This is a genomic window from Streptomyces sp. SDr-06 (assembly GCF_003324565.1).
Lineage (GTDB): Bacteria > Actinomycetota > Actinomycetes > Streptomycetales > Streptomycetaceae > Streptomyces.
This window is the reverse complement of the sequence record NZ_QOLA01000001.1, coordinates 849,049-873,534: the sequence shown is the minus strand read 5'-3', so window position 1 is coordinate 873,534 and position 24,486 is coordinate 849,049. Positions and strand designations below refer to the sequence as shown.

Sequence of the window (24,486 nt, the reverse complement as noted above, 5' to 3'; positions counted from 1 at the left end):
CGCGCACGATCTTCGTCAAGTCCTTCGAGACCCTAGCGGGGCGGCGGTGGGGAAGGGACGGGATTCGTCAACTGGAGGCAGGTGTGCAGGTGGAGGCCGGGCGTGTGGCTGATTCTCTTCCCGGACAGGGGAGTTCACCGCGGATCCTGCGGTCCGAGACGGTGCTCGTGCTGGCGCTCTCGCTCGGCGCGAGCGGAGTGTCGGCGCTGATCAGCTTCGTCGGATCGCTCACCAGGCCGGGCGGACTCAAGCACCAGGCGGCGCACCTCAACTCCTCGCTGGCGCCCGGGCGGCCGTGGCTCGATCTCACCTGGCAGCTCGTCGGCATCGCGACCGCGCTCGTGCCCGTCGCGCTGGTCGCGCACCTGCTGGTGCGGGAGCGGGCCGGTGGTCTGCGGGTGATCGGTTTCGACCGGACGCGGCCCTGGTCCGACCTCGGCCGGGGCGTTGTGATCGCCGCCGGGATCGGCAGTGCGGGGCTCGCCTTCTATCTGGTGGCTCGCGCGGCGGGCGGCAATCTGACCGTGGTCCCCGAGTCGCTTCCGGACGTGTGGTGGAAGTATCCGGTGCTCGTCCTCTCGGCGCTGCAGAACTCCGTGCTGGAAGAAGTGATCGTGGTCGGGTATCTGCTGCGCAGACTCGGCCAGTTGGGCTGGACGCCGATGGCCGCGCTCGTCGCGAGCTCGGTGCTGCGCGGTTCCTACCACCTCTACCAGGGCATCGGCGGCTTCGTCGGGAACATGGTGATGGGCGTGGTCTTCGTCCTGCTCTACCGGCGCTGGCAGCGTGTCGGCCCGCTCGTGGTGGCGCATGCACTGCTCGACATCGGGGCCTTCGTGGGGTACGCGCTGCTCGCGGGGAAGGTGAGCTGGCTGCCGACGATGTGAGCGGTGCGGGGGTCGCGGTAAGGGGCGTACGACCAAGGCGTATGCCCCTTACGCCGTTGCGGCGCGCCTACGGCGCGGTCAGCAGGTCGCCCTCGATGACCGTCACCGCGCGGCCGATGAGGAGGGTTCGCTCGCCGCGCACATGGGTGCGGACGAGCCCGGAGCGGGCCGAGGCCTGGAGGCCGGTCAGCTCGGCGCGGCCCAGGCGCGCCGACCAGAAGGGCGCGAGCGCGGTGTGGGCGCTGCCCGTCACCGGGTCCTCGTCGACGCCGACGTTGGGGAAGAAGCAGCGCGAGACGTAGTCGTACCCCGAGGCGGGGTCACCGGCCGCCGCCGTGGCGATGATGCCGCGCCTGGAGTGCCGCCCGAGCGCGCGGGCGTCGGGCGCCAGCGCGCGTACGGCCGCCTCGTCGGGCAGCTCCACCAGGAGGTCGCCGATGTCGGCGGAGGTGTCGTGGGCCGAGAGCACCGGGGCGCCCAGCGCCTCGGCGAGGCCCGCCGGGACCGGCTCCTCCTTGAGCGAGGAGGTGGGGAAGTCCAGGGTGATGGTGCCGTCCTCGGCGGTGGTCGCCGTGAGGATGCCGCAGCGGGCGGCGAACCGCACCGTGCCGGTCGCGGCCCCCGTCGAGTGCAGGACGTGCGCGGTGGCCAGCGTGGCGTGGCCGCACATGTCGACCTCGGCGGCCGGGGTGAACCAGCGCAGCGCCCAGTCGACGTCGTGGCCCGGCGGCAGCGGGTGCGCGAAGGCGGTCTCGGCGTGGTTGACCTCGCGGGCCACGTCCTGCAACCAGGAGTCGGCCGGGAAGGCGTCGAGCAGGAGCACGCCGGCCGGGTTGCCGGCGAAGGGGCGGTCGGTGAAGGCGTCGACGATTCGGATGCGCATGGCCGCACCGTACGGCACGGGAAAACCCGCGGGCCAAGGCCAATCGGCGACGGCTGGACCGCCTTTTGGCGCCGTGCGCCTCGCGGTGTTCGTGCCGCGCCGGGCATTCGGGCCCGGCCGAGGTGGCGGACCGGCCGCCACGGCTCGGTGTCCCGGGCCCGGGGGTTCACACGATCAGCGGGACCGGATGGACCTCGTCGGCCGGGTGACCGGCCCGTTCGTGGATGCGCTGCACGGCCTCCGCCGAGGGCGCCTCCGACAGGCAGTAGACCGTGCCCGACGTGGGGTCGGCCCAGGCCTGCTGGAAGTGGACGCCTTCCTCCTTCTCGATGGCGAGGTCCGCCTGGTGTGCCTGCTTGAGCTGGTCGGCCGTGATGCCCGTCATCCCGCGGTGGACGTCCATGAACTGCGACATGACGCCACACCCCCTTTCGACGTTCCGCACCGGGGCGGTCGGAGTCGGCGGGTGGGCCGGTCGGCTCCAGCTCCGGCGCCGCTTCCTCCATCGTGCGCCCCCGTGGCAGGAGCGGCGAGTGGGGAGGGGCGGCCCGCGGGACGCCCCGTCGGCGAAGCCCGGGAAGGGGTTGCCAAGCGTAAGTCACCGATATATCGTTGACGCATCGCGACAGATCAACGATGGAAGGAAGCGAAACCATGCGTTCACATGGATACGGACAGCAAGGACCCGGCCATCGCGGTCGGGGCGACTTCGAGGGGCGGCGTGCCGCCTTCGGCCCGTTCGGTCCCGGCTTCGGCGGGGGACCGTGGGGCGGGCCGTTCGGACCCGGCGGCCGTGGCGGCCGCGGCGGTCCCCGGGGCAGGGCGCGGCGCGGCGACGTCCGCGCGTCGATCCTGGCCCTCCTGACGGACCGGCCGATGCACGGCTACGAGATGATCCAGGAGATCGGCGAGCGCAGCGGCGGGGCCTGGAAGCCCAGCCCGGGCTCGGTGTATCCCACCCTCCAGCTCCTGGAGGACGAGGGTCTGATCACCAGCGAGAGCGAGGGCGGCAAGAAGCTGTTCACGCTCACCGACGCCGGGCGCACGGAAGCCGAGTCGGGGGCCGACGCCCCCTGGGAGGACGCCGGGCGCGGAGTCGACTGGGAGGCCATGCACGAGATCCGGCAGGCCGGAGTCGGGCTCATGGAGGCGTTCGGCCAGGTCTGGAAGACCGGCTCCGCCGATCAGCGCCAGAAGGCCCTCGCCGTCATCAACGACGCCCGTAAGAAGCTCTATCTGATCCTTGCCGACGAGGGCTGACCCTCGTACGGAGCACAGCCCCGCGGCCACCGGCCGCGGGGCTTTCGCGCGCTCAGACGCACAGGCCCCCGAGCTTGCGCAGCGATTCGTTGAGCGCGGCCGTCGCCGAGTCCTTGAGCTTGCCCGCCATGAGCGAGACCGCGGCGCCGGTGAACTCCCCGTCGATGCGGACCGTGCTGGCCGCGCCGTCGGCGATGACGGTGTAGCGGTTGGCCACGTTCACACCCATCGGGCCCTTGCCGCGGACCCCGAACACCCGGCCGGCCTCGAACTCGTCCACCGTCCAGGCCACTTCGGCGGGGAAGCCCATGAGCTTCATGTTCTCCGCGTAGGTCGCACCCAGCTCCAGCCTGTCCGGGGCGCCCGCGGGGAAGCTGGTGTGCGTGGCGTTCCACTCGCCGTACGAGGAGAAGTCGGTGAGCTGTGCCCAGACCTTCTCGGCCGGAGCCTCGATACGTGCCTCCGCGCTGACCTCGGCCATGCGACCACTCCTTCGGGGACGGTGACGGGGACGTGTCGCGGAACGTAGCGGGGGCCGGGCGAACATTCAATACTGATGAACCGTCAGGTTCCGGGGCGCCCGCTCCCGCCCCTCCGCTCAGATCTTCTGAGCCTCCAGCGCCCAGATCCTGGCCGAGTCGAAGAGGTCCGAGGCACGCGGCCGCGCGGACTCGTCGTGGCAGTGGAACGCCGCCCAGAACAGATCGCCGGGGAGCGCGTCGCGCGGCGCGTACACCCGGTACACGTACTGCAGCCCGTCCTGGGCCAGGAGGGCGACCATCCAGCACATCGGCGGCTCCCTCGGCGGTGGGGACGGCTGTGTCATACGGGAAGGACGAGCCCGGGCGGCGGCGCGGTTGCGCCAGGGGCGCGGGGTGGGACGCCACGCGCCGCCGGGTCGCCCTCGCGGGGGAGATTTCCGAGATCTCATCCGTAAGGAGGAGAACCCGGTCATCCGTGCCCACCTTCTGTGGGAGGGGCGAATGCTCCCCGGCGGGGATGTTCCCCGAGTCATCGGATGATGAGGTTGACGGGTGCACAGTCCTACCCCAGGCGCCCCTCACCAGGCCCCCGTCCCCGCAGACATCGAAGCCCGACTCACCGCGGAGCTGGCCTCGGTGGTCGCGGGTGCCCGCAGGCGTGCGCTGCGCGACGGGGACCGGCAGCTGGACACCGCGCATCTGCTGCACTCGCTGATGGAGAGCGACCCCGAGGTACGGGCCGCCTTCGAGGACGGTCCGCAGGTCGCGCGCGTGCTCGGCTACCTGGTGCAGCGCAGCATCGGCTACGGCCTGCGCTGGCAGGGATCCGTCGAGGACTCCGGCGCGGTTCCGCTGATGACGCAGCCGGGATGGTCGCCGAGCGCGCTGACGGCGATGGAGTACGCGATGCGGCGGGCGGGTGCCCGCAGTGGCGGGCGGGTCACCGGGCGGGACCTTCTGGCGGCCCTGGCCGTCGACCCGGAATGCCGAGCCGTCCAGGTCCTGCGGCACGCGGGGGTGGACGCGGCCACGCTGACGGAACGGCTGGGGGAGCCGTCCGGTGCGGGGCCGGGCGCGAGCCCGGCCGAGCCGTCCGGATACGGGCCGACCCAGGGACGGGAGCCCTTTGGCCACGGCTGGGCCGACCCCGCGGGGGAGCCTTCCCGGCAGGCCTGAGGGCTGTGCGGCCGGGCGTGCCGAAGGCCCTCGGCGAGCCCCGCGCGGCCCCGCCGTCTCGACAGGTGTCACGCGGATGACGGTGCTGACCCGGGCTGCCATGATGTGCCGATGCACGCGTCTCAGGGAAGAAGCGTCGGCCTGGGACTCGCCCTGGTGTCGGCCTTCGCGTTCGGTGGTTCAGGGGTGGCGGCCAAGCCGCTCATCGAGGCGGGCCTCGACCCGCTGCACGTGGTGTGGCTGCGGGTGACCGGCGCCGCGCTCGTCATGCTTCCGGTGGCCTGGCGCCACCGCCGTCTGGTGCTGCGCAAACCCGCGCTGCTCGCCGGGTTCGGACTGCTGGCCGTCGCGGGCGTCCAGGCCTGCTACTTCGCCTCCATCTCCCGCATACCCGTCGGCGTCGCGCTGCTCGTGGAGTATCTGGCGCCCGCGCTCGTCCTCGGCTGGGTCCGGTTCGTGCAACGCAGGCCGGTGAGCCGGGCCGCCGCGGTGGGCGTGGTGCTCGCCGTCGGCGGGCTCGCCAGTGTCGTCGAGGTCTGGTCCGGTCTGAGCTTCGACGCGGTCGGACTGCTGCTCGCGCTCGGCGCCGCATGCTGCCAGGTCGGCTACTTCGTCCTGTCCGACCAGGGCGGCGAGGGCGCGGACGCGGTCGATCCGCTCGGCGTGATCGCCTACGGCCTGCTGATCGGCTCCCTCGTCCTGACCGCCGTGGCCCGGCCCTGGGGCATGGCGTGGTCGGTGCTCGGCGGCAGTGCCGACATGGACGGCACCCGGGTCCCGGCCGCGCTGCTGCTGTGCTGGATCGTGCTGATCGCCACCGTCATCGCGTACGTCACCGGGGTCATCTCCGTGCGCAGGCTCTCCCCGCAGGTGGCCGGGGTGGTCGCGTGTCTGGAGGCGGTGCTCGCGACCGTCTTCGCCTGGGTGCTGCTCGGCGAGCACCTCGCCGCGCCCCAGATCATCGGCGGCGCGGTGGTCCTGACCGGCGCGTTCATCGCCCAGTCGGCGGCGCCCAAGGCGTCATCGGGGCCGATCGCCGCGGGCGGACCGGCCCCGGCCGAAGGGGAGTTGTCGGCCGGACGGCCGACCGCCTAGGGTGGCGATCATGCACGCGACCGTACTGCCGCCTCCCGCCGCGTAACGCGGGCGGCCGCACTCCTGACGAAGACCCGGCTCGGGCAGTCCCCGAGCGGCTCGTCGCTGCCCGCGTACGTCACGCCGGCGACCAGTCAGCTGTCTTCCTCTTCGGAGTACGTACGTGTCGAACGCTTCAACGGGCCTCGCCATGGGCCCTTCCACCACCCTGCCCGTAGGGCGCGGTCTGCTCTATCTCGCCTTCGCCGGGTTCGCCTGGGGCACCGCGGGCGGCGCCGCGGCCCTGGTCTTCGGGGCCAGCGACCTCGGACCGCTCGCCCTGTCCTTCTGGCGCTGTGCGGGCGGACTCGTCCTGCTGCTCGGCGCGATGGCGCTGCGCCGCCGTCCCGCCCGGACGGCCCCCGAACCGCGCCGCCGCAGGCTGCTGCGCGTCCTCGGCAACGGCATCGGCCTGATGATCTTCCAGAGCGCGTACTTCGCGGCGGTCGAGGCGACCGGGCTCGCGGTCGCGACCGTGGTGACGCTCGGCGCGGGCCCCGTCCTCATCGCCCTCGGCGCCCGCTTCGCGCTGGGCGAGCGGATCGGCTGGGCCGGTAGCGCGGCCGTCGCCGGCGCGCTCGCGGGGCTCGCGGTGCTGTGCGTCGGCAACGGCGGCGGCACGGTGCGGCCCGCCGGGATCGTCCTCGCCCTGGTGTCGGCCGCCGGATACGCGGCCATCACGCTGCTGACCAGGTGGCTCGGCCGCGACGGCGGCGCCGGGGATCCGTCGGCGACCACCGCCTGGGCCTTCGGCGTCGCCGCGCTGTGCCTGCTGCCGTTCGCGGGAGCGGAGGGCCTGCTGCCGCACACGGGGGAGCCAGTGCGCGTGATCGTCCTGCTGCTGTACGTGGCGGCCGTGCCCACCGCGCTCGCCTACGCCCTCTACTTCGCGGGCGCCGCCGTGGTGCGCGCCGCGACCGTCTCCGTGATCATGCTCCTGGAGCCGGTCAGCGCCGCCGTGATCGCCGTGTCGGTGCTCGGCGAACGCATCACCGCGGCCACGGCGGCGGGTACGGCCCTGCTGCTGCTCGCGGTCGTCGGGCTCGCGACGGCCGAGACCCGGCAGGCCGCCAGGACCCGTCGCGAGGCACCGGCGCTGTAGAGGGCGGCGGGCCTTCGCCGGGCGGGGGCCCGCCGCGGCTCAGCGGCGCCGCGGGTGCATGCCCGCGCCCTCAGAGCGCGGCGAGGTAGTCGGGCAGGGCCCTCTCCGGGTAGGCGCCGTCCGCCGGGAGGGGCGCGCCGTGGGCCGGGGCGAGCGGCAGCACGCCGGCCCAGTGCGGCAGGGCGAGGTCCTCGGGGTCGTCGTTCGGGCCGCCGGTGCGGAGCTTGGCCGAGACCTCGTTCAGGTCGAGGCTGATCACCGCGGTGGCGGCGAGCTCCTTCGCGTTCGCCGGGCGGGAGTCGAGGGAGCGGCCGGGGACCACGTGGTCCACCAGGGCGTCGAGCGCGGCGCGCTTCTCCTCGGGGTCGGTCACCTCGTGGGCGATGCCGTGCACCACGACCGAGCGGTAGTTGATCGAGTGGTGGAAGGCCGACTTCGCCAGGACCAGGCCGTCGACGTGGGTGACGGTCAGGCACACCGGGAGCCCGGGGTCCGCCTGGCCCGCCGCGCGCAGCGGGCGGGAGCCGGTGGAGCCGTGTATGTAGAGCCGCTCGCCGACCCGGCCGTAGAGCGTGGGCAGCACGACGGGCGCCCCGTCGCGGACGAAGCCGAGGTGGCAGACGTACGCCGTGTCGAGGATGCCGTGCACCAGCTCGCGGTCGTAGGAGGCCCGCTCGCGTGAACGGGTCGGCACGGTGCGGGCGGTCGCCTGGTAGGGGGCTGCGGTCGCGGTGTCCGACATTGCGTTCTCCATTGCACTAGTGCATAATCTGGTTTGTGCTAGGAGGATATCGGATTGTGGGGCGGCGCGCATCGGAGATTGCCGAGAGCGTGGAGCGCGCTGTGGGTTCCGGCGGGCTCGAACCGGGTCAACTCCTGCCGCCACTGAGGGAGTTGGCGACCGACCTCGGGGTGAATCCCAATACCGTGGCGGCCGCCTACCGGCTGCTGCGCGACCGCGGGGTGATCGAGACGGCCGGCCGGCGCGGCAGCCGCGTGCGGCCGAGGCCCGCCAGCACCGCCCGCGACCTCATCCGGGTGGACGTGCCCGAAGGGGTGCGCAACATCGCCGACGGCAACCCGGACCCGGCGCTGCTGCCGCCGCTCGGCGAGGCGCTGGCCGCCGCCGCGCGCGGCAACGCCGAACAGCCCGGCCGGTTTCTGTACGGGCAGGAGCCCGTGGACGCCGAGCTCGCCGGGCTCGCCCGCGCGGGCTTCGACGAGGCGGGCGTGCCGGACGGGCCGGTCGGGGTGCTCTCGGGTTCGCTCGACGCCATCGAGCGCGTGCTCACCGCCCACCTGCGGCCCGGCGACGCGGTGGCGATCGAGGACCCCGGCTGGGGCGCGCTGCTCGATCTCGTACCGGCGCTCGGGCTGCGGCCCGAACCCATGGCGCTCGACGACGAGGGCCCGCTGCCCGACGCGCTCGAAGGCGCCCTGGCGGCGGGCGCCCGGGCCGTCGTCATCACCTGCCGGGCGCAGAACCCGACGGGCGCCGCCGTGAGCGCGGCCCGCGCCCGGGCCCTGCGGGGCGTGCTCGCCGCGCACCCCGGCGTGCTGCTCATCGAGGACGACCACGGCCACGGCATGGTCGACGTCCCGCTGCATCCGGTCGCCCCGGTCACCGAGCACTGGGCGTTCGTCCGCTCCGTGGCCAAGGCGTACGGGCCCGATCTGCGGCTCGCCGTGCTGACCGGGGACGCCGTGACCCTGGACCGGGTGCGTGGACGCCAGCGGCTCGGGCCCGGCTGGGTCAGCCGGCTGCTCCAGCGGGCCGTCGTCGAGCTGTGGACATCGGGCGCGGTCGACCCCGCGAAGGTCGCGCGCTCCTACCGCGAACGGCGCGAGGGCCTGCTGCGGGCGCTGCGTGCGCGGGGGGTCGAGGCCCATGGGCGCAGCGGGTTCTCGATCTGGGTGCCGGTGCCCGACGAGACGGGGGCGGTGTCCCGGCTGCTGCACGCGGGCTGGGCGGTGGCGCCCGGCGCCCGCTTCCGGATGGCCTCGGCGCCCGGGGTGCGGCTGACCGTGTCGAGCCTGCGGCGGGACGAGATCGAGCCCCTCGCGGAGGCCATCGCCTCCGCGACCGGCCCGGGCCCCGGCACCCGCTACTCCTACTGAGCGCGGGGCTTCACCCGGGCCCGGCTCTGGGTCAGGGCCGCGCCCGCCAGCACGATGACCGCGCCCACCGGGGTGTTCCAGCTGAGGCTCTCGCCGAGCACCGCGACCCCGGCGGCCGTGGCGATCACCGGGATGAAGTAGGTGACCATCTGCGCCGTGGTCGGACCCACCTCGCTGACGAGCCCGTACTGGACCAGCACCGCGAGACCGGTGCCGAGCGCGCCGAGCGCCGCGACGGCCAGCAGCGGGACGAGCGGAAACGACCTCGGGACGCCCGCGAACAGCGGGGTGACCAGGGCCAGTTGGAGCGTCGCGACAGCGAGCTGGGAGCCGATCAGGGACAGGTTGGAGTGCCCGCTGCCCGCCAGCGTGCGGCGGACGTAGATCCAGCCGATCGGATAGCAGAGCGAGGCGAGCAGCGCCATCGCGGTACCCGTGACGTCCAGGCCGTGGAAGCCCTGCCAGGCGCCGAGCACCGTGAGCACTCCGAGGAAGCCGAGCCCGAGCCCGGCGACCCGGCGCCGGGTCGGCCGGTCCTCCGAGAGCGCGACCATCGACAGGGCCATGCCCCACAGCGGCGAGGTCGCGTTGCAGATGCCGGCCAGCGTCGAGGGGATCGTCAGTTCCGCGTACGCGAACAGGGAGAAGGGCGCCGCGTTCAGGAGGAGCGCCGCCACCGTGAGGTGCAGCCAGGTGCGGCGCCCGCGCGGCACCCGCTCGCGCCTGACGGCCATCGCGACGGCGAGCACCAGGGTGCCGAAGAGCAGCCGCCCGAAGGTGACCTGGAAGGGGGCGTAGCCGTCCGTGCCGACCTTGATCAGCAGGAAGCTGAAGCCCCAGATCAGGGAGAGCGCCGCGAAGCGGAGGCGCCAGTCGAGGGCGGGGCGGCGCGCGGCCGTCGGGGACGGGGTGGAGGCCGGTGGGGAGGAGGGGGCCCGGGACGGGGCGGCGGTGCTCATGCCCCCACGATGAGGCGCGGCATCGCGTAGCACAAGCGAGAAACCATGCGGGTGATCGGTTAGCATCGCTTACATGTTGAATCTGGAGCGCCTGCGCACCCTCGACGCGGTGGCCCGGCACGGCTCGGTGGGCGGCGCGGCCGACACCCTGCACGTGACCACCTCCGCCGTCTCCCAGCAGCTCGCCAAGCTGGAGCGGGAGGCCGGGCAGCCGCTGCTCGCCAAGAACGGGCGCGGCGTGCGGCTCACCGACGCCGGGCGGCTCCTCGCCGAGCACGCCGCGCGCATCCTCTCCCAGGTGCAGGTCGCCCAGGCCGAGTTGGAGGCCCAGCGGGGCCGCGTGGTCGGCGAGCTGCGGATCGCGGGCTTCGCCACCGCGGCCCGTGGCCTGTTTCCGGCGGCGCTCGCGGCGCTGCGCGCCGAGCACCCGCGGCTCGCCGTGCGCTCCGAGGAGATGGAGGCCGACGAGTCGGTGCGGGGCGTGCTGCTCGGCGACCTCGACCTCGCGCTCGTACTCGACTGGTACAACAAGCCGCTGCCGCTGCCCGACGGCCTCGCCAAGCGCGCGGTCCTCGACGACCTCGCCGATGTCGCGCTCTGCGCCGACCACCCGCTGGCCGGGCGCGACGTGGTCGACCTGGAGGAGTTCGCCGAGGACGAGTGGATCACCTGGCCAGAGGGCGAGTTCTGCAACGAGTGGCTGATGTTCACCCTGCGTGGCAAGGGCATCGAGCCGAGGGCCGCCCATGTCGCCCGCGAGCACGCCACCCAACTCGCCCTGGTGGAGGCCGGGTTGGGCGTCAGTATCGCCCCGCGCCTGGGCCGGGGCCCGGTCCCCGAGGGGGTGCGGGTGGTGCCGGTGCGCGATGCGATGAGCCGCCATGTGTACGCGGTGTGGCGCGCCGACGCCGACCGCCGGCCCTCGATCCGGGCCGCGGTCGACGCGCTGGCCGCGGCGGGGGAGCGGCTCGCCTAGCCGCGCCCCGCTACCGCCCGAACGCGCCGCCCAGCTTGCGGAAGTCCCACGACACGACGGTGTCCGGCGTCAGCCGCAGCCAGGCGTGCCGCCCGTCGTGGACCATCTCCTCCAGGCCGAAGTTCTTGGCCGCGAACCGCCGCTCCACAGCGGCGAGTTCGGGACACGGCTGCCCGGTGCGCGGGACCTCGCCGACCGGGACGACGCTGCCGCTCAGCTCCACCCCGCGCAGCTCCCCGTACTCCGTGCCGTCGTCCACCACCACCGCGACCCGCGGGTCCTTGCCGAGCTGCGCCCAGCGCCGGCTTCGGGTGATCGAGTACAGCCAGAGCGAGGCGCCGTCCCAGACGTACCAGAGCGGGGCGACGTGGGGGGTGCCGTCCGCCGAGACGGTGGCGAGGCGGCAGGTGCGCTGCTCGCCGAGGAAGGCGTCCCGCTCCTCGTCGCTCATCATGATCCGGCGGCCCCGGCGCTGTGTGGCGGTCATCCGCGCCTCCCCTTCCAAGGTTCCACGCGCAGCAGCCATCTGATGCTGCGTCAGGAATCATGGCGTGCCCTTCCCTCGTCGCGCAATGGCGGTTAGCCTCCCGCGCCATGGCGACGAAGGAACTTCTCGCGGAACAGCTCGTCCCCGCCTCCACGGTCCTGATGACCGTCGAATGCCAGCAGGGCGTGGTCGGAGCCGACAGCGCGCTGCCCGAACTCGCCAAGGTGGCACGGGAGTCGGGCGCGCTGCGCAATGTGGCCCGGCTGGTGGCGGCCGCGCACGAGGCGGGCGTCCAGGTGCTGCACGCGGTCGCCGAGCGGCGCCCCGACGGGCGCGGCGCCAGCCGCAACGCGCGCCTGTTCCGTGCCGCCGAACGGCTGCCGGTGCAGCAGTACTCCGGCTCGCGGGCGGTGCGGATCGCCGAGCCGATCGAGGTGGCCGACGAGGACATCGTCGTACGCCGGCTGCACGGCCTGTCGCCGATGGCCGGCACGGACGTGGACGCGCTCCTGCGCAACCTCGGCTGCCGCACTCTGATCGTGACCGGCGTCTCCGCGAACGTGGCGATCCCCAACGCGGTCTTCGACGCCGTCAACCTCGGCTACACGGCGGTGGTGGCGGCCGACGCCATCGCGGGGGTGCCGGCCGACTACACCCCCGCGATGATCCGCAACACCCTCGCCCTCGTCGCCACGGTGGCGGGCACCGATGCCATCCTCGGCTGCCTCGGCGCGGGCCGCCGCGTCACGCGAGCTTGATCGAACCGCCCTCGACGGAGATCGCGGCGGCGGGCAGCGGGGAGGGCGCGGGGCCACCCTTGACGCTGCCGTCCGCGACGTCGAACTTGCTGCCGTGGCACGGGCAGTTGATGGTTCCGCCCGACACGGACGACACGGCGCAGCCCTGGTGGGTGCACTTCGCCGAGAACGCCTTGAACCGGCCCGCGACCGGCTGGGTGACCACGACGCCCTGCGCGGCGAAGATCTTCCCGCCGCCCTGCGGGATGTCCGAGGTCCTGCCGAGCACGCTCCCGGCGTTCTTGTTGCCCCCGTCCGCGGCGGGTTTGGTGTCGTCGCTCCCGCCCGCGCTGTCCGAGCCGCTCCCGCACGCGGTGAGCGCGGCGGCCAGCCCGGCGGCTCCGGCACACGCGATGACGGTGCGGCGCGCCGGTACCCGCACGGGTCCGGCCTGCGATTCGGTGCTCATACTGACTGTCCTCTCGACGTACGACGCGTAGCTGCGTGGAGGGGTACGCGAGGGACGGACGGGGCGTTCAGCGCTCCGGCGACTTCTCCGGAATCCAGGGGGGCGCGGCCGGCGGGAAAGGCAGCGGGTGCCCGACGGCCGCGAAGTAGCCTGTGCCCATGCTCACTGAAGTCACCGCGACCCGGTACGTCACGCCCTTGCGTGAGGGCGGGTCGCTTCCGGGCATCGTCGAGGCCGACGATCTCGGAACGTATGTCATGAAGTTCACCGGGGCCGGCCAGGGCCGCAAGACGCTGGTCGCCGAGGTCATCTGCGGGGAACTCGGCCGTCGGCTCGGGCTGCGCGTCCCGGAACTGGTCACCATCCAGCTCGACCCGGTCATCGGCCTGTCCGAGCCCGACCAGGAGGTGCAGGAGCTGCTGAAGGCGAGCGGTGGGCTGAACCTCGGGATGGACTACCTGCCGGGTTCGCTCGGCTTCGACCCGCTCGCCTACCAGGTGGACGCGGCCGAGGCCGGGAAGGTCGTCTGGTTCGACGCGCTGATCAACAACGTCGACCGGTCGTGGCGCAACCCCAACATGCTCGTCTGGCACGGTGACCTGTGGCTGATCGACCACGGCGCCACGATGATCTGGCACCACAACTGGCCCGGCGCCGCCGCGTCGGCGGCCAAGCCCTACAACGCCTCGGACCACGCGCTCGCGCCGTTCGGGCCCGACATCGCCGCCGCGGCCGCCGAGCTCGCGCCGCTGGTGACCGAGGAGCTCCTGACCGAGGTCACGGCCCTGGTGCCCGGCGAGTGGCTGGTCGACGAGCCCGGGTTCGAGACGACCGACGCGCTGCGCCGCGCGTACGTGGAGCCGCTGCTCGCCCGCGCCGCGACGATCCACGAGCGGATCACGCTGGACGCCCCCACCGCCGCCAGGCCCTCCCAGGCCCCCGGCTGGCTGACCGGGCACGCCCGGCCCTGGCCCCACCCCACCAAGAACAGCACCACCGAGAACAGCACCACCGTGAACAGCCAGAACAGCCAGAAGGATGCCGACCGTTGAGCAAGCGCGATGTCTTCGAGTACGCGCTGCTGCGCGTGGTGCCACGTGTCGAGCGCGGTGAGTGCTTCAACGCGGGTGTGCTGGTCTACTGCCGCGCCCAGTCCTATGTCGCGGCCCGCACCCACCTGGACGAGGCGAAGCTGAAGGCGCTCGACCCGGCCGCGGACGTCGTGGGCGTACGCGCCGCGCTGCGCGCCGTCGAAGGCGTCTGCGGCGGCGGCGAGGCGGCCGGGCAGGCGGCCGGTGACGACGCGGGCCGGCGGTTTCGCTGGCTGATCGCGCCGCGCTCCACGGTGGTCCAGCCGGGCCCTGTCCACACGGGCCTGACCGCCGACCCGGCGGCGGAGGCCGAGCGGCTGCTCGACCTGCTGGTGCGCTGATTCTCCGCGTCCGCCGGGGTGTGACATGCGCCGGGGGATCCGTGGCCCGTTGACACCGCGTGCCAGGGCTTCTAGCGTCTCGTCTGCTGAAGCTACTAAGCGGTTGCTCAGTGACTGAGGGCCGCGGATCCCAGGGCGAGGAGAACAGCATGTCCACCACCGAGCAGCGTGTCGCCATCGTGACCGGGGCGGCGCGGGGCATTGGCGCCGCGACCGCCGTCCGGCTCGCGGCCGAGGGCCGGGCCGTCGCCGTACTCGACCTCGACGAGGCGGCCTGCAAGGAAACCGTCGACAAGATCACCGCGGCGGGCGGCCGGGCCATCGCCGTCGGCTGCGACGTCTCCGACAGCGCCCAGGTGGAGGCGGCCGTCGAGCGGGTCGCGGCCGAGCTCGGCGCCCCGACCATCCTCGTCAACAACGCCGGTGTGCTCCGCGACAACCTCCTCTTCAAGATGAGCGAGTCGGACTGGGACACCGTGATGAACGTGCACCTCAAGGGCGCGTTCCTGATGGCCAAGGCCTGTCAGAAGCACATGGTGGACGCGAAGTGGGGCCGCATCGTCTCGCTCTCCTCGTCCTCGGCGCTCGGCAACCGCGGCCAGGCCAACTACTCCGCCGTCAAGGCCGGCCTCCAGGGCTTCACCAAGACCCTCGCCAAGGAACTCGGCAAGTTCGGCATCACCGCCAACGCGGTCGCCCCCGGCTTCATCGTCACCGAGATGACCGCGCAGACCGCCGCCCGGGTCGGCATGGGCTTCGAGGAGTTCCAGGCCGCGGCCGCCACCCAGATCCCCGTCCAGCGCGTCGGCTTCCCCGAGGACATCGCCAACGCGATCGCCTTCTTCTCGGGCGACGCCGCGGGCTTCGTCTCCGGCCAGGTCATGTACGTGGCCGGCGGACCGCTCAACTAAGGCCAGGGGCAAGGAACATGACTGAACTTCCTGCACTGTCGGGCAAGGTGGCCGTGGTCACCGGAGCCAGCCGCGGCATCGGCTACGGCGTCGCCGAGGCGCTCGTCGCCCGCGGCGACCGGGTGTGCATCACCGGACGCGGCGAGGACGCCCTCAAGGAGGCCGTCGAACGGCTCGGCTCCGACCGGGTCATCGCCGTCGCGGGCAAGGCCGCCGACGAGGCCCACCAGGCCACCGTCGTCGAGCGCACCATGGAGGCCTTCGGCCGGGTCGACTACCTGGTCAACAACGCCGGCACCAACCCCGTCTTCGGCCCCATCGCCGAGCTCGACCTGAACGTCGCGCGCAAGGTCTACGAGACGAACGTGATCTCCGCGCTCGGCTTCGCCCAGCAGACCTGGAAGGCCTGGCAGAAGGAGAACGGCGGGGCGATCGTCAACATCGCCTCCATCGCCGGACTCTCCCCCTCGCCGTTCATCGGCGCGTACGGCATGAGCAAGGCCGCCATGGTCAACCTGACCCTCCAGCTGGCGCACGAGTTCGCGCCGGCCGTGCGGGTCAACGCCATCGCCCCGGCCGTGGTCAAGACCAAGTTCGCCCAGGCGCTCTACGAGGGCCGCGAGGAGGAGGCCGCCGCGGCCTACCCGCTGGGCCGGCTCGGGGTGCCCGCCGACATCGGCGGCGCCGCCGCGTTCCTCACCTCCGACCAGTCGGACTGGGTCACCGGACAGACGCTGGTCGTCGACGGCGGTCTCTTCCTGAACGCGGGGGTGCACTGACGACGGGCCCCGACGGTCCGGGCGACCCTGAGCGGATTTGCTCCTGAATATGCCAAGTGCCCTGCTGAGACGGTCGGTTGACCCAGCGGGGCACTGCGGTATGGTCTGCCGGTCCCATGGCCGATCGAGGAGCGTGCACGTGTTCAAACGGACCATCTGCCGGCGCACCATGGCGGCCCTTGCGTCCATATCCCTGCTCGGTGGCTGCGGACTGCTCTCGGGGGGCGGTTCGCAGACCCAGCAGGAGATCACGGTGGGGACGACGAGCGAGCCGAGCACGCTCGACCCCGCCGCGTCCTGGGACGGATCGTGGGAGCTGTACCGCAATGTCTTCCAGACCCTGGTGGCCTTCCCGACCGGCAGCACGGCCCCGCAGCCCGACGCCGCGCAGTCCTGCCAGTTCCAGGACAAGTCGAGCCGCACCTTCACCTGCACGTTGCGCAAGGGAATGACCTTCTCCGACGGCACGAAGCTCGATGCGAGCGCCGTCAAGTACTCGATCGACCGGATCGTGAAGATCAATGTGAAGGCCGGCCCGAAGGGGCTGCTCAGCAGCCTGGACCAGGTCACCGCCGACAACGACCTGACCGTCACCTTCCACCTCAACAAGCCCGACGCGACCTTCCCGTATGTGCTCGGCGCGCCCGCCATGTCCATCGTGGACCCCCGGGCCTACCCCGCCGACAAGCTCCGCGACGACGGCGGGCTCACCGGCTCGGGGCCGTACACGCTGCAGTCGTACAAGGCGGGCGACCGAGCGGTCCTGAAGAAGAACGACCACTACCAGGGCTTCGCGCAGCCCAAGAACGACGGCGTCACCATCCGCTACTTCCGCGACTCCGGCGCCATGGTCGACGCCCTCAAGAACAAGCAGATCGACGTCACCTACCGCGGCATCACCGCCGACGAGGTCGAGGACATCCGCAACGAGAAGGCCGCGGGCAAGCCGCTCCAACTGGTCGAGAACACCGGCACCGAGATCCGCTTCCTGGTGTTCAACCCGAAGGACCCGCAGGCCGCGAACCCGGCGGTGCGCCGCGCGGTCGCCCAGCTCGTCGACCGCGACGCGCTGGTCGCCAAGGTCTACAAGGGCACCGCGGAGCCGCTGTACTCGATGGTCCCCACCGGTGTGAACGGACACACCACCAGCTTCTTCGACGCCTTCGGCTCGCCCAGCGTCCCCAAGGCCAAGGACATCCTGCGCAAGGCAGGCGTCACCGCCCCGGTCCCGCTCCAGCTCTGGTACACCACCGACCGCTACGGCTCCTCCATGGAGGCGGAGTTCAAGGAGCTCAAGCGCCAGCTCGACGCCTCCGGGCTGTTCGACGTGACCCTGAACAGCCGCCCCTGGAAGACCTACACCGAGGGCTTCCAGGCCGGGGACTTCCCCGTCTTCGGACGCGGCTGGTTCCCCGACTTCCCCGACCCCGACAACTTCATTGCGCCGTTCGTCGGCAAGGAGAACGCGGTCGGCACGCCCTACGAGCCCCGCGAGATCACCACACAGCTGATCCCGCAGTCCCGCGAGGTCTCCGACCGGGGCGCCGTCAGCAAGCAGTTCGAGCGGGCCCAGGACATCCTCGTCGACGACGTACGGCTCCTTCCGCTGTGGCAGGGCAAGCTCTACATCGCGGCGAGCGACGACATCGCGGGCGGTGAGCGCGCCATGGACCCGCAGACGGTCATGCAGTTGTGGGAGCTGCACCGCAAGACCAGCTGGTAGCGGTGGGCGCGGGCGGCGTTGTCAGTGGCTGCGGGTAGGTTCGGGAAACCGCGAGCGTGCGGGAACCGAATGTCCCACGGAGGTTGTTGACGTGACCGATATCGCCATGCTGCCCGAGTCCTGGCAGGGCGTCCTCGGCGAGGAGCTCCAGAAGCCGTACTTCAAGGAGCTCACCGCGTTCGTCGAGGAGGAGCGGGCGAGGGGCCCCGTCTACCCTCCCCGCGAGGAGGTCTTCGCGGCCCTGGAGGCGACGCCGTACGACCAGGTGAAGGTGCTCGTCCTCGGGCAGGACCCGTACCACGGCGAGGGCCAGGGGCACGGCCTGTGCTTCTCGGTGCGGCCCGGCGTCCGGACGCCGCCCTCGCTGCGCAACATCTACAAGGAGATGCGGGACGAGCTGGGCCTGGAGATCCCGGACAACGGCTATCTGATGCCGTGGGCCGAGCAGGGCGTGCTGCTGCTCAACGCGGTGCTCACGGTGCGCTCCGGCGAGGCCAACTCGCACAAGGGCAAGGGCTGGGAGAAGTTCACCGACGCGGTGATCCGCGCGGTCGCCTCGCGGCCCGACCCGGCGGTCTTCGTGCTGTGGGGCAACTACGCGCAGAAGAAGCTCCCGCTGATCGACGAGGAGCGCCACGTGGTGGTCAAGGGCGCGCACCCCTCGCCGCTGTCGGCGAAGAAGTTCTTCGGTTCGCACCCGTTCACCCAGATCAACGAGGCGGTCGCGGCCCAGGGCCACACCCCGATCGACTGGCGCGTGCCGAACCTGGGCTGAGCTGTGGGCCGGGGGCGGGCGGCCGTCGGCCGGGCGGGTGACGGCGTCCGGCTGACAGGCCCCGGGCCCCGCCCGAGCCTGAGGCCGATTGTCAGTGGCGGCGGCTAGCGTCGAAGTCGTTCGACTTTCGTGACGACTGGACGACGGGTGGAGACAGCGGTGACGGACATGCAGGAAGCCCCGGGGGACGTCGTGATGACCCGGATCGGTCAGGCGATGATGCTGCTCCACGGCGGCGACCGCGAGGAGGCGCGCAACCGGTTCGGCGCCCTGTGGTCGCAGATCGGCGAGGACGGCGACGCGCTCCACCGCTGCACCCTCGCCCACTACATGGCGGACACCCAGGACGACCCCGGGGACGAACTGGCCTGGGACCTGCGGGCGTTGGCGGCGGCCGACGGACTGAACCAGGAGCGCCTGACCGAGCACCACGCCTCGCTCGCGGTGCGCGCCTTCTACCCCTCGCTCCACCTCAACCTGGCGGCCGACTATGTGAAGCTGCACCGCCCCCAGGAGGCCCGGCTCCACCTCGACCGCGCCCACGCCGCCCTGGACGCGCTGGCCGACGACGCGTACGGCAACGGCATCCGCGAGGCGCTGCTCCGCCTGGAGCGGCGGCTGGATGCCGTGTGAAAAAACATAGGTGAGAGACCGTCAATTGCCGTAGGCGTCATGGCAGATGCGTGCCTCGGGGCTGTCGTCGCGCCAGCCGCCGTAGCTCCGCCCGAGCGCGCAGACGTCGCCCGCCGCGGGAGGCGCCGCGGGGTGGGGGCGATGCTTTCCGGGGGCGGCCGAAGGCGGGTGGGGCTGCTGGGCCCGGCGGTGGTGCTCGTGGCGGGCCGGGTCCGGCGGGGCCGCCCTCGGGGCGCGGGCAGGCGGCGGGGGAGAGGGGGTGTCCGGGGGCAGGATCGTGGACAGGGCCTCGCGGGCCGGGGCCTGGACGATCCGCGGCGCGACCTCGCCCTGCCGGCGAGGCGAGGGAGGCGGCGGCTCCGTGGGCGTGGGCCGGGCCTCGACGGAGACACAGCCCGAGAGGCAGCCGCAGAGGGTGGCCGCGGCCGTCAGGAGCCCCAGCGCGTTCCTGGTTCGGTGCATCGCTCAACCCTGCTGGCGGACAAAGCGGTTGGTCGACCGCGCGGGCCCACAATGGCCCGCACGAGTGACCTTGCCGCGGTGCCTCGGTCTGCCCCGGCCGGGCGTTCAGTCTCCCGTCGAACCGTCGATGGCCTCGCGGATGAGGTCGGCGTGGCCGTTGTGGCGGGCGTACTCCTCGATCATGTGCGTGTAGATCCAGCGCAGCGTGAAGTGCTGGCCGCCACGGGCGGTGCCGACGCTGAGGTCGTCGAGGTCGTGTTTGGCCGCCCGGGCCCGCGCGGCCGCGATCTCGCCGCGCCAGGTGGCCAGCGCTTCGGCGTAGGTGTCCTCGGGGCCGAAGTGGAAGTCGCGGTCGGGGTCCTCGTCGGTGCCGTACACCGCCCGGTCGGGCTCGCCGCCGAAGACGGTGTCGAACCACCAGTGCTCGACCTCGGACAGATGGCGCAGCAGACCGAGCAGGGTGAGCTCCGAGGTCGGCACGGCGGCCGCCTTGAGCTGTTCGTCGGTGAGCCCGGAACACTTCCAGGCCAGGGTCTCGCGGTGGTACTCCAGCCAGCCGTCGAGCATGGCCCGCTCGGTGGCGTCGAGTGCGGGCTCGGTGCGCTCGGTCGACGGGGCCGACGGTACTGCGGGGGTCGTCATGGCGTCATCCTGGCCGACGGCCGCGACCGGGGCCACTGGTTATCGCGGCGCACCGTTCATCGCGGCGGCGGCCCGGCGAGCATGCCGCGCAGCAACTCGGTGAAGCCGCGGCGGATCTCCGGCTCGGAGGGCACCTCGGCGTGGTACGAACCGGCGGCGCAGGAGAACATCAGCCCCTCGCTCCAGGAGATCAGGGACAGCGCGTGGCGTTCGGGCGCCTCGGACCCGGCCGCCCGCATCAGCGCCACCAGGGGCTCCCTGAACCGCTGCCCGGCCGCGTCGTAGTAGGCGCGGAGTTCGGGGCGCCGGGTCGCCTCCAGGGCCAACTCGTATCGGGACACGAGCAGTTCGCGGTTGCCGGTCAGATAGCGGTGCAGCGCCAGGGCGAGCGAGGCGGCCAGGTCGTCGAGGCCGCCGCCGGGCACCGGCAGCTCGGCGGGAACGAGCACTCTGGCCTCCCGTTCGGCCTGCCGTCCCACCGCCACCTCCAGCAGAGCCTGCCGGGTGCGCGCCTGGTTGGAGGTCGAGCCGGGCGGCAGTCCGGCGAGCTCGTCGACGGCCCGGTGGGTCAGCCCGCGCATGCCGCGCTCGACGAGCAGGGCCAGCGCGGTGTCGGCGATGAGTTCGCCGCGCGGGGTGCGCGGGGGGCGTGCGGTCATGGGAGCAATCTATCCCGCGCACTACAGCTGTAGTAGCGTGGCGCGCACTACGGGTGTAGTCGGAGGGAGTGTCATGAGCGGGAACGGCAGGGGCGCCGCGGCGCGAGCGGTGGTCGTCGGCGGCGGCATCGGCGGGCTCACCGCCGCCGCCGCGCTGATCCGGCGCGGCTGGCAGGTCACCGTCCTGGAGCGGGCCGAGGAGCTGAGGCCGGTCGGCGCGGGCATCGCGCTCGCGCCCAACGCCCAGCGCGCCCTGGACGTCATCGGCCTGGGCGACCCCCTCCGGGCGCTCGCCGCCTGGCAGGGCGAGGGCGGCCTGCGCACCCCGGGCGGGCGCTGGCTCTCGCGCACCGACCCGCGGGCCGCGGCCGAGGCGTTCGGCGGCCCGGTCGTCCTGCTGCACCGGGCCACCCTCATCGACATCCTCGCCGCCGCGCTGCCCGAAGGCACCGTGCGCACCGGCGCGGCCGCCGAACTGGTCGACCACGGGGGCGCCGACCGACCCGCGGTGCTCCGCACCGCCGCCGGGGACATCGCGGCGGACCTGGTGGTCGGCGCCGACGGCATCCACTCCACGCTGCGCACGGCCCTCTTCCCCGCCCACCCGGGACCCGCCTACGCCGGATTCACCACATGGCGCGTCGTGGTGCCCGGCCCCGGCCGGCCCTTCGCTCCGCACGAGACCTGGGGGCCCGGCCGCATCTGGGGCACCCAGCCCCTGAAGGACGGCCGGGTGTACGCGTACGCGGCGGCCAGGACCGCGCCGGGCGGGCACGCCGCGGACGGTGAATTGGCCGAACTGCGCAGGCTGTTCGGCACCTGGCACGACCCGGTTCCGGCCGTCCTCGACGCGGCCGAGGGCGGCCCGGTGCTGCGCAACGACGTGTACTGGATGGCCACGGCGCTGCCCGCCTACCACCGGGGCCGGGTCGCCCTGGTCGGCGACGCTGCGCACGCCATGGCGCCCACGCTCGGCCAGGGCGGCAACCAGGCCGTCGAGGACGCCGTGGTCCTCGCCCACCACATGTCGCCGCGGGCCGACCCCGCCGACGGACTCGACCGCTACAGCGCCGAGCGGCTGCCGCGCACCATGGGCATCGCGCGACGGGCGGACCGGGCCGCCCGCCTCAACCTGATGCGCGGCCCGGTGGCCATCGCGGTCCGCGACACCCTCATCGGTACGCTCTCGCGCCTCGGCCCCTCCTTCGTGCTCCGCTCCTTCAAGGACATCGCCACCTGGCAGCCACCCGGGCGCACGTATGCTGACCAGGCAATCAAGCAGGACAACACTCGGCGACAGGAGACCCTGTGAAGGTCGGCTGCATCGGACTCGGGGACATCGCGCAGAAGGCCTATCTGCCCGTCCTGGCCACGCTGCCCGGTACGGAACTGCATCTGCAGACCCGCACCCCGGCCACCCTCGCGAAGGTGGCCGACGCCCACCGCGTCCCCGCCGCGCGGTGCCACGCCGACCTCGACTCGCTGCTCGCGCAGGACCTCGACGCGGCGTTCGTGCACGCGCCGACCGCGGTGCACCCGCAGATCGTGACCCGGCTGATCGAGGCGGGCGTCCCGACGTATGTCGACAAGCCGCTGGCGTACGAACTCGCCGACTCCGAGCGGCTCGTGGCGCTCGCCGAGGAGCGCGGGGTCGGCCTCACCGTCGGCTTCAACCGGCGGCTCGCCCCCGGCTACGCCCAGTGCGCCGACCATCCGCGCGAGCTGATCCTGATGCAGAAGAACCGCGTCGGACTCCCCGAGGACCCGCGCACCCTGGTGCTCGACGACTTCATCCACGTCGTGGACACACTGCGCTTCCTCGTGCCGGGGCCGATCGAGCACACCGTCGTACGGGCCCGGGTCCGCGCGGGCCTGATGGAGCACGTGGTGCTCCAGCTCTCCGGCGAGGGCTTCACCGCGATCGGCACCATGAACCGCATGAACGGCTCCACCGAGGAGATCCTGGAGGTCTCCGGCCAGGACACCAAGCGCCAGGTCCTCAACCTCGCCGAGGTGATCGACCACAAGGGGCAGCCGACCGTGCGCCGCCGCGGCGACTGGGTGCCGGTGGCCCGCCAGCGCGGCATCGAGCAGGCGGTCCTCGCCTTCCTCGACGCCGTACGGGCGGGCAAGACGCTCAGCGCACAGGACGCTCTTGCGACGCACGAGCTGTGCGAGCGGGTGGTGCGGGAGGCGTGGGAGCAGGCCTCCTGAGGGCACGGGCGCCCTCGGCCGCGCAGTACACGGCGAGCGCGACGAGCGCCGCGTACACGGCCCAGTCGCCCAGGCGCACATACGGCGTGGTGCCGGTGGCCAGCGGGATGTCGTACACGGCGGAGGTGCTGGCCGTGGTGGGCAGCCACGTCTCGATCCGGCCGCCGTCCGGGCCGTAGACCGCGCTGATGCCGGTCAGGGTCGCATGGACCATCGGGCGTCCCGTCTCGGCGGCGCGCAGCGCGCCCAGCGAGGCGTGCTGGGCCGGCGCCCAGGTGTCCTGGAACGTCGAGGTGGACGACTGCGCGATGAGCACCTGGGCGCCGCCGCGCACCAGATGGCGGCTCATGTCGGGGAACGCCGACTCGAAGCACACCAGCGGTCCCACCCGCACCGCGTCCGGCAGCGTCATCACCACCGGGGTGGTGCCGCGCCGGCGGTCCTCGCCTGCGGCCTTGCCGACCGAGGTGGCCCAGCCGAGCAGCGAACGGGCCGGGATGTACTCGCCGAACGGCACGAGCCGCATCTTGTCGTAGCGCTGCCCGGTCGGGCCGTGGGGGCCGACGAGGACCGAACTCTTGAAGATCCCCGGCTTGTCGGACCTGCGCGCGTCGACGTTCACCAGGATGTCCGCGTCCAGGTCCCGGGAGAGCGCCGCGATCCGCGCGGCCAGGTCCGGCCGGGCGGTCAGGTCCTGACCGACACTGCTCTCGCCCCACACCACGAGGTCCACGTGCTGCCCCGCCAGGGCCCGGGTCAGCGCCTCGCTGCGGGCGAAGCGGGCATCGCCGTTCTCGATCACACCCGGCTGTACGACGGCGACCCGGAGATGTCCGTCCCGCTCCATGTGCGGAGCCCACATCCACACGGCACCGGTCGTGAGGGCGCACACCACCAGGGCCGAGACCATCGCGATCCGCACAGGGGGGAGTGCCACACCCAGGGCGACGGCGGTGTTCACCGCGACCACGAGCAGGCTGACCAGCCACACCCCGCCCACCGACATCAGCCGCAGCGCGGGCGTGACCTCCCACTGGCTCGCGCCGAGCAGCCCCCACGGACCGCCGAGCCCCTGCCACGACCGGACGAGCTCGACCATCAGCCAGCCCGAGGGCACCACCACGACGGCCGTCAGCGCCCGCGGGGTACTCGGGCGGCCGCCCAGCGTCGAGCGCACGAGCACGCCCCAGGGCGCCCACAACAGCCCGAGCAGCGCCGCGAGCACCACGATGAAGACATTGAGGCTGGGCAGCAGCCAGTGGTGCACGGCCAGCATGAAACCGGTGCCGCCGAGCCAGCCGTCCAGCGCGGCCCGCCGCGCACTGCCCGCGGAGCGGACCAGAAGCAGCCAGGGCACGAGCGCCACGTACGCGAACCACCACAGCGAGGGCGCCGGGAAGGCGAGCGCGGGCAGCGCCCCGGCGAGCACCGCGGCCGCGCCGCGCCACCAGGCCGACGTCAGTCGTGGTGTATGACGGCCGACCGGAATCCGCATACCGCGCCTCCTCGCCACCCCCGTGATCAGTGGCCCCCGCACTGACCAGTGTGGGGGAGCGGCGCCCGCGCGCACAGACGGCGGGGCGCCC

29 protein-coding genes are annotated in these 24,486 nt (G+C 73.0%); 17 read left to right on the top strand and 12 right to left on the bottom strand.

Going from position 1 to position 24,486, the window contains the following annotated elements:
• Positions 1–104: 104 nt before the first annotated feature.
• Positions 105–887, top strand: coding sequence for a CPBP family intramembrane glutamic endopeptidase (locus DT019_RS04300; protein WP_189389122.1), 783 nt, complete (start codon positions 105–107; stop codon positions 885–887).
• Between the two features lie 67 nt (positions 888–954).
• On the opposite strand, the gene DT019_RS04295 is transcribed toward DT019_RS04300, so the two are convergent.
• A complete protein-coding gene (locus DT019_RS04295; protein WP_114035218.1) occupies positions 955–1,770 on the bottom strand; it encodes a PhzF family phenazine biosynthesis protein in 816 nt (271 codons plus the stop codon).
• Between the two features lie 166 nt (positions 1,771–1,936).
• Positions 1,937–2,185: an SCO4226 family nickel-binding protein gene (locus DT019_RS04290; RefSeq protein WP_114035217.1), complete on the bottom strand. Its 249-nt coding sequence runs from the start codon at positions 2,183–2,185 to the stop codon at positions 1,937–1,939.
• Positions 2,186–2,424: 239 nt separating this feature from the next.
• Between DT019_RS04290 and DT019_RS04285 the strand changes: the two genes are divergently transcribed.
• The gene (locus DT019_RS04285) at positions 2,425–3,030 is read left to right on the top strand and encodes a PadR family transcriptional regulator (RefSeq protein ID WP_114035216.1); all 606 of its coding nucleotides are present in this window, start codon (positions 2,425–2,427) and stop codon (positions 3,028–3,030) included.
• A gap of 52 nt (positions 3,031–3,082) precedes the next feature.
• Here DT019_RS04285 and DT019_RS04280 read toward each other — a convergent pair whose 3' ends face one another.
• Together DT019_RS04280 and DT019_RS04275 are read right to left on the bottom strand one after the other, a co-directional pair.
• The gene (locus tag DT019_RS04280; protein ID WP_114035215.1) at positions 3,083–3,511 is read right to left on the bottom strand and encodes an SRPBCC family protein; all 429 of its coding nucleotides are present in this window, start codon (positions 3,509–3,511) and stop codon (positions 3,083–3,085) included.
• 117 nt (positions 3,512–3,628) lie between these two features.
• Positions 3,629–3,820, bottom strand: coding sequence for a hypothetical protein (locus tag DT019_RS04275; protein WP_114035214.1), 192 nt, complete (start codon positions 3,818–3,820; stop codon positions 3,629–3,631).
• A 244-nt stretch (positions 3,821–4,064) separates the two neighbouring features.
• On the opposite strand from DT019_RS04275, the gene DT019_RS04270 reads away from it, so the two are divergent.
• The 3 genes from DT019_RS04270 (at position 4,065) to DT019_RS04260 (ending at position 6,924) form a co-directional block, all read left to right on the top strand.
• Positions 4,065–4,688 carry a Clp protease N-terminal domain-containing protein gene (locus DT019_RS04270; protein ID WP_114035213.1) on the top strand — a complete coding sequence of 208 codons (624 nt, stop codon included), beginning with the start codon at positions 4,065–4,067 and terminating at the stop codon, positions 4,686–4,688.
• A 111-nt stretch (positions 4,689–4,799) separates the two neighbouring features.
• The gene (locus DT019_RS04265) at positions 4,800–5,783 is read left to right on the top strand and encodes an EamA family transporter (RefSeq protein ID WP_114035212.1); all 984 of its coding nucleotides are present in this window, start codon (positions 4,800–4,802) and stop codon (positions 5,781–5,783) included.
• Positions 5,784–5,973: 190 nt separating this feature from the next.
• Positions 5,974–6,924 carry a DMT family transporter gene (locus DT019_RS04260; RefSeq protein WP_114035211.1) on the top strand — a complete coding sequence of 317 codons (951 nt, stop codon included), beginning with the start codon at positions 5,974–5,976 and terminating at the stop codon, positions 6,922–6,924.
• 70 nt (positions 6,925–6,994) lie between these two features.
• Here the strand turns inward: DT019_RS04260 and DT019_RS04255 are convergent, their stop codons facing one another.
• Positions 6,995–7,678 carry a pyridoxamine 5'-phosphate oxidase family protein gene (locus DT019_RS04255; protein WP_114035210.1) on the bottom strand — a complete coding sequence of 228 codons (684 nt, stop codon included), beginning with the start codon at positions 7,676–7,678 and terminating at the stop codon, positions 6,995–6,997.
• A 23-nt stretch (positions 7,679–7,701) separates the two neighbouring features.
• Here DT019_RS04255 and DT019_RS04250 point away from each other — a divergent pair, with 23 nt between their 5' ends.
• Positions 7,702–9,042 carry an aminotransferase class I/II-fold pyridoxal phosphate-dependent enzyme gene (locus DT019_RS04250; RefSeq protein WP_114035209.1) on the top strand — a complete coding sequence of 447 codons (1,341 nt, stop codon included), beginning with the start codon at positions 7,702–7,704 and terminating at the stop codon, positions 9,040–9,042.
• On the opposite strand, the gene DT019_RS04245 is transcribed toward DT019_RS04250, so the two are convergent.
• Positions 9,036–10,001 carry a DMT family transporter gene (locus DT019_RS04245; protein WP_114035208.1) on the bottom strand — a complete coding sequence of 322 codons (966 nt, stop codon included), beginning with the start codon at positions 9,999–10,001 and terminating at the stop codon, positions 9,036–9,038. The genes DT019_RS04250 and DT019_RS04245 overlap by 7 nt on opposite strands.
• Positions 10,002–10,074: 73 nt before the next feature.
• On the opposite strand from DT019_RS04245, the gene DT019_RS04240 reads away from it, so the two are divergent.
• Positions 10,075–10,977, top strand: a complete 903-nt coding sequence (locus DT019_RS04240; protein WP_114035207.1) for a LysR family transcriptional regulator — start codon at positions 10,075–10,077, stop codon at positions 10,975–10,977.
• A 10-nt stretch (positions 10,978–10,987) separates the two neighbouring features.
• Here the strand turns inward: DT019_RS04240 and DT019_RS04235 are convergent, their stop codons facing one another.
• Positions 10,988–11,464, bottom strand: coding sequence for a pyridoxamine 5'-phosphate oxidase family protein (locus DT019_RS04235; RefSeq protein WP_114035206.1), 477 nt, complete (start codon positions 11,462–11,464; stop codon positions 10,988–10,990).
• A gap of 107 nt (positions 11,465–11,571) precedes the next feature.
• On the opposite strand from DT019_RS04235, the gene DT019_RS04230 reads away from it, so the two are divergent.
• Complete coding sequence (locus tag DT019_RS04230; protein WP_114035205.1) at positions 11,572–12,222, top strand: cysteine hydrolase; 651 nt, start codon at positions 11,572–11,574, stop codon at positions 12,220–12,222.
• Here DT019_RS04230 and DT019_RS04225 read toward each other — a convergent pair.
• Positions 12,209–12,670, bottom strand: coding sequence for a Rieske (2Fe-2S) protein (locus tag DT019_RS04225; RefSeq protein WP_114035204.1), 462 nt, complete (start codon positions 12,668–12,670; stop codon positions 12,209–12,211). The genes DT019_RS04230 and DT019_RS04225 overlap by 14 nt on opposite strands.
• 158 nt (positions 12,671–12,828) lie before the next feature.
• On the opposite strand from DT019_RS04225, the gene DT019_RS04220 reads away from it, so the two are divergent.
• From DT019_RS04220 to DT019_RS04190, 7 genes are all read left to right on the top strand, one after another.
• On the top strand, positions 12,829–13,722 hold the full coding sequence (locus DT019_RS04220) for a HipA family kinase (RefSeq protein WP_223279286.1): 894 nt from the start codon (positions 12,829–12,831) through the stop codon (positions 13,720–13,722).
• On the top strand, positions 13,719–14,102 hold the full coding sequence (locus DT019_RS04215) for a DUF3037 domain-containing protein (RefSeq protein WP_114035203.1): 384 nt from the start codon (positions 13,719–13,721) through the stop codon (positions 14,100–14,102). The genes DT019_RS04220 and DT019_RS04215 overlap by 4 nt, the downstream gene beginning before the upstream one ends.
• A gap of 149 nt (positions 14,103–14,251) precedes the next feature.
• Positions 14,252–15,013: a 3-oxoacyl-ACP reductase FabG gene (gene fabG / locus DT019_RS04210; protein WP_114035202.1), complete on the top strand. Its 762-nt coding sequence runs from the start codon at positions 14,252–14,254 to the stop codon at positions 15,011–15,013.
• A gap of 17 nt (positions 15,014–15,030) precedes the next feature.
• Positions 15,031–15,792 (top strand): SDR family oxidoreductase, encoded by a 762-nt coding sequence (locus tag DT019_RS04205; RefSeq protein ID WP_114035201.1) that lies wholly within the window; start codon positions 15,031–15,033, stop codon positions 15,790–15,792.
• Positions 15,793–15,961: 169 nt separating this feature from the next.
• On the top strand, positions 15,962–17,515 hold the full coding sequence (locus DT019_RS04200; protein ID WP_223279294.1) for an ABC transporter substrate-binding protein: 1,554 nt from the start codon (positions 15,962–15,964) through the stop codon (positions 17,513–17,515).
• Positions 17,516–17,606: 91 nt separating this feature from the next.
• On the top strand, positions 17,607–18,290 hold the full coding sequence (locus DT019_RS04195) for a uracil-DNA glycosylase (RefSeq protein WP_114035199.1): 684 nt from the start codon (positions 17,607–17,609) through the stop codon (positions 18,288–18,290).
• Positions 18,291–18,449: 159 nt separating this feature from the next.
• The gene (locus tag DT019_RS04190; protein ID WP_189389119.1) at positions 18,450–18,923 is read left to right on the top strand and encodes a hypothetical protein; all 474 of its coding nucleotides are present in this window, start codon (positions 18,450–18,452) and stop codon (positions 18,921–18,923) included.
• A gap of 21 nt (positions 18,924–18,944) precedes the next feature.
• On the opposite strand, the gene DT019_RS04185 is transcribed toward DT019_RS04190, so the two are convergent.
• The 3 genes from DT019_RS04185 to DT019_RS04175 all read right to left on the bottom strand — a co-directional run bounded on the left by DT019_RS04185 (position 18,945) and on the right by DT019_RS04175 (position 20,686).
• Positions 18,945–19,385: a hypothetical protein gene (locus DT019_RS04185; RefSeq protein ID WP_114035198.1), complete on the bottom strand. Its 441-nt coding sequence runs from the start codon at positions 19,383–19,385 to the stop codon at positions 18,945–18,947.
• A 105-nt stretch (positions 19,386–19,490) separates the two neighbouring features.
• Positions 19,491–20,027, bottom strand: coding sequence for a DinB family protein (locus DT019_RS04180; protein ID WP_114035307.1), 537 nt, complete (start codon positions 20,025–20,027; stop codon positions 19,491–19,493).
• A gap of 56 nt (positions 20,028–20,083) precedes the next feature.
• Positions 20,084–20,686: a TetR/AcrR family transcriptional regulator gene (locus DT019_RS04175; RefSeq protein ID WP_114035197.1), complete on the bottom strand. Its 603-nt coding sequence runs from the start codon at positions 20,684–20,686 to the stop codon at positions 20,084–20,086.
• 73 nt (positions 20,687–20,759) lie between these two features.
• Here DT019_RS04175 and DT019_RS04170 point away from each other — a divergent pair, with 73 nt between their 5' ends.
• Both DT019_RS04170 and DT019_RS04165 read left to right on the top strand, forming a co-directional pair.
• Entirely contained in the window at positions 20,760–21,998 is a 1,239-nt protein-coding gene (locus DT019_RS04170; RefSeq protein ID WP_114035196.1) for an FAD-dependent monooxygenase, read from the top strand.
• Positions 21,995–22,900 carry a Gfo/Idh/MocA family protein gene (locus tag DT019_RS04165; protein ID WP_114035195.1) on the top strand — a complete coding sequence of 302 codons (906 nt, stop codon included), beginning with the start codon at positions 21,995–21,997 and terminating at the stop codon, positions 22,898–22,900. Before DT019_RS04170 ends, DT019_RS04165 begins: the two co-directional genes overlap by 4 nt.
• Here DT019_RS04165 and lnt read toward each other — a convergent pair.
• Positions 22,824–24,395, bottom strand: coding sequence for an apolipoprotein N-acyltransferase (gene lnt / locus DT019_RS04160; RefSeq protein ID WP_114035194.1), 1,572 nt, complete (start codon positions 24,393–24,395; stop codon positions 22,824–22,826). The two genes, DT019_RS04165 and lnt, sit on opposite strands and share 77 nt — an antisense overlap.
• Between the last annotated feature and the right edge of the window lie 91 nt (positions 24,396–24,486).